Genomic DNA, 3,016 nt, shown 5'->3' on the forward strand with positions numbered 1-3,016 from the left:
GCCTCGCCCTCTCCGCGGTCGCCGTCGTGCTCGGCACCGCGTTCGTGGCCGGCTCGTTCATGTTCACCGACACCCTGCGCAAGACGTTCGACGACATCTTCACCGAGACCAGCGCGGACGTAACGGTCTCGCCCACGGCGGCCTTCGAGGGGGCCGACACCGGCGCCGGTGCGCGCACGCTGCCTCCCGAGCTGGTCGAGCAGGTGCGCGCCGTCCCCGGCGTCCGGGAGGCGTACGGCGACCTCTGGGTCGAGGGCGTGCGCATGCTCGACGCGGAGGGCGAGGTGATCGGGAGCGCGGGGCCGCCCGGGGCCGGCGTGATCTGGTACACCGCCGAAGGGTCGAGCGCGAAGCTCGTGGAGGGCCGGGCGCCGCAGGGGGACGGCGAGGTCGTCGTCGACTCGTACGCAGCGGACAAGGGCGACCTGACCATCGGGTCGCGCATCGGGCTGGTCCTCCCCCAGGGCCCGCAGCGCGAGATGACGGTCGTGGGCATCGCCAGCTACAGCTCCAACGGCAGCCTCGGCGGCGCGACGATCGCCGCCTTCGACGACCCCACGGCCAAGGAGCTGCTGCTCGGCAAGGACGCCTACAGCGCGGTGGCGGTGTACCACGGCGACGACGTGACCGACGAGCAGCTGCGTGACCGGGTGGCACAGGCGGTAGGCAGCGACTACACGGTGCGCACCCGCGAGGAGCAGGCGGAGGAGACCGCGTCCGGCATCGAGGAGGCGCTCGGCTTCCTCAACTACCTGCTGCTCGCCTTCGCGGGGGTGGCCCTCTTCGTCGGCTCGTTCATCATCTTCAACACCTTCTCGATGATCGTCGCCCAGCGCACCCGCGAGCTGGCGATGCTGCGAGCCATCGGCGCGAGCCGCGGGCAGGTGACCCGTTCGGTGCTGCTGGAGGCCGCGGTGGTCGGCCTGGTCGGCTCCGTGCTCGGCCTGGCGGTCGGTGCAGGCATCGCCTCCCTGCTCGCCGCGCTCTTCGGCGCGATCGGCCTCGAGATCGGCGGGGGGCTCGTGCTGGCGCCGCGCACGGTCGTGACCGCCGTGGTGCTCGGCGTGGTCGTCACGCTGGTGGCCTCGCTGGTGCCGGCCCGCCGCGCGGCGCGGGTCGCGCCCGTGGCGGCGCTGCGCGACGGTGTGGCGCTGGGCTCGACCTCGCTGCGCGTGCGCTCCGTCGTCGGCACTCTGCTCACCGCGGCCGGCGTCCTCGCCCTGGTCTCCGGCGCGCTCTCCGACGACGCCGGCAACGCGGCCTCGCTCGTCGGCCTCGGCGCCCTCGTGGCGCTCGTCGGCATGATCGCCCTCGCACCCGTCGTGAGCGGCCCGCTGCTCCGCCTGCTCGGCGTGCCGGCAGCGCGGCGGGGCGCGGTCGGCCGGCTCAGCGTCGAGAACACCCGGCGCAACCCGCGGCGGACCGCGGCCACGGCCTCGGCGCTGATGATCGGGCTCACTTTGGTGACGTCGTTCGGGGTCCTGGCCTCGTCGGCGAACGCGTCCATCGACCGGCTCGTGGACCGCGGGCTCCGGGCGGACTTCATCGCGTACCAGAACACGGACGGCGCCTTCTCCTCGGAGGTCGCGGCCGCGATGAGCGGCGTCGAGGGGGTCGAGCGGGTCGTGCGCGAGCGCTACAGCAACGCCCAGGTGAACGGGGAAGGCACGTTCGTGTCCGGGCTCGACGCGGAGGCCTTCACCGACTCGCTGCGGGTGACGCTCGTGAGCGGCGAGCTCGACGCGCTGTCCCGCGGGGAGATCGTGGGTACGCAGCCGGCCGCCGAGCGGGCCGGCGTGCGCGTCGGCGACTCCGTCGAGGTCCTCCTGCCCTCGGGGCAGAGCGCGTCCCTGCGGGTCGGCGCGATCCTGGAGGACGCGGAGTTCCTCAGCCAGTGGTCGATCCCGATGGCCACCTGGGAGCGGTTGGGCGGCACCGGCAGCGACAGCTTCCTCTACCTGACCGTCGCTCCCGGAGCATCGGTCGACGAGGTCGGCCCGCGGCTCGACGCGGCCACCGCGGCGTTCCCGAACCTCAACGTGTACGACCGGGAGGAGTTCAAGGACGAGAACCGCGAGCAGATCAACCTGCTGCTCTACATGATCTATGCGCTGCTCGCGCTGGCGCTGGTCATCGCGGTGCTCGGCATCGTCAACACGCTCGCGCTGTCCGTGACCGAGCGGACCCGGGAGATCGGCCTGCTGCGGGCGGTGGGGATGAGCCGCAGGCAGCTGCGCCGGATGGTGCGTACCGAGTCGGTCATCATCGCGATCCTCGGCTCGCTGCTCGGCATCGTCCTGGGGCTCGCCTTCGGCACCTCGCTGCAGCAGGCCCTCGCCGACGACGGCATCTCCCAGCTGGCGGTGCCGGTCGTGCAGCTGGCCGTGTTCCTGGTCGCCGCGGCGGGCGTGGGCGTCCTGGCCGCGTTGTGGCCGGCCCGGCGGGCCGCGCGGATGGACGTGCTGCAGGCGGTCACCGCGGAGTAGGGACCCGGGGACCGGTCAGGCCCTCCTCCCCCGTAGGGAGGAGGGCCGACCCGTCCCAAGGACGAGGCGGACCGTCACCGGGTGGGCCTAGCGTCACAGCCGGACGTCCCTGACCACCTGCATCCCGACTCGACCCTGGAGCCCGAAGTGACCACTGCTGTCGACTCGACCGTCGCGGCCCGCACCGTCGGCCTGTCGAAGGTCTACGGCGGCGGCGACACGCGTGTCGTCGCACTGGACGCCGTCTCGGTGTCCTTCGGCCGCGGTGAGTTCACGGCGATCATGGGGCCGTCGGGGTCGGGCAAGTCCACGCTCATGCACTGCGCCGCCGGCCTGGACACGGCCTCCGCCGGGACCGTGCACATCGGGGACGTGGAGCTGACCGGCCTGAACGACAAGGCGCTGACGAGGCTGCGGCGGGACAAGATCGGCTTCATCTTCCAGTCGTTCAACCTGCTGCCGACCCTGACGGCGCTGGAGAACATCACGCTGCCGATGGACATCGCCGGCCGCAAGCCGGACAAGGCCTG

2 protein-coding genes are annotated in these 3,016 nt (G+C 72.7%); both read left to right on the top strand.

The genetic code is table 11. The features are described 5' to 3' along the window. The coding region (locus G9H72_RS20645) for an ABC transporter permease (protein ID WP_166174727.1) at positions 1 to 2,486 on the top strand (2,486 nt) is incomplete at its 5' end. Positions 2,487 to 2,633: 147 nt separating this feature from the next. After that, positions 2,634 to 3,016: ABC transporter ATP-binding protein (locus G9H72_RS20650; RefSeq protein WP_331272475.1), on the top strand; the 383-nt coding region annotated here is incomplete at its 3' end.

The sequence above is a fragment of the Motilibacter aurantiacus genome (assembly GCF_011250645.1).
GTDB classification, from domain to species: domain Bacteria; phylum Actinomycetota; class Actinomycetes; order Motilibacterales; family Motilibacteraceae; genus Motilibacter_A; species Motilibacter_A aurantiacus.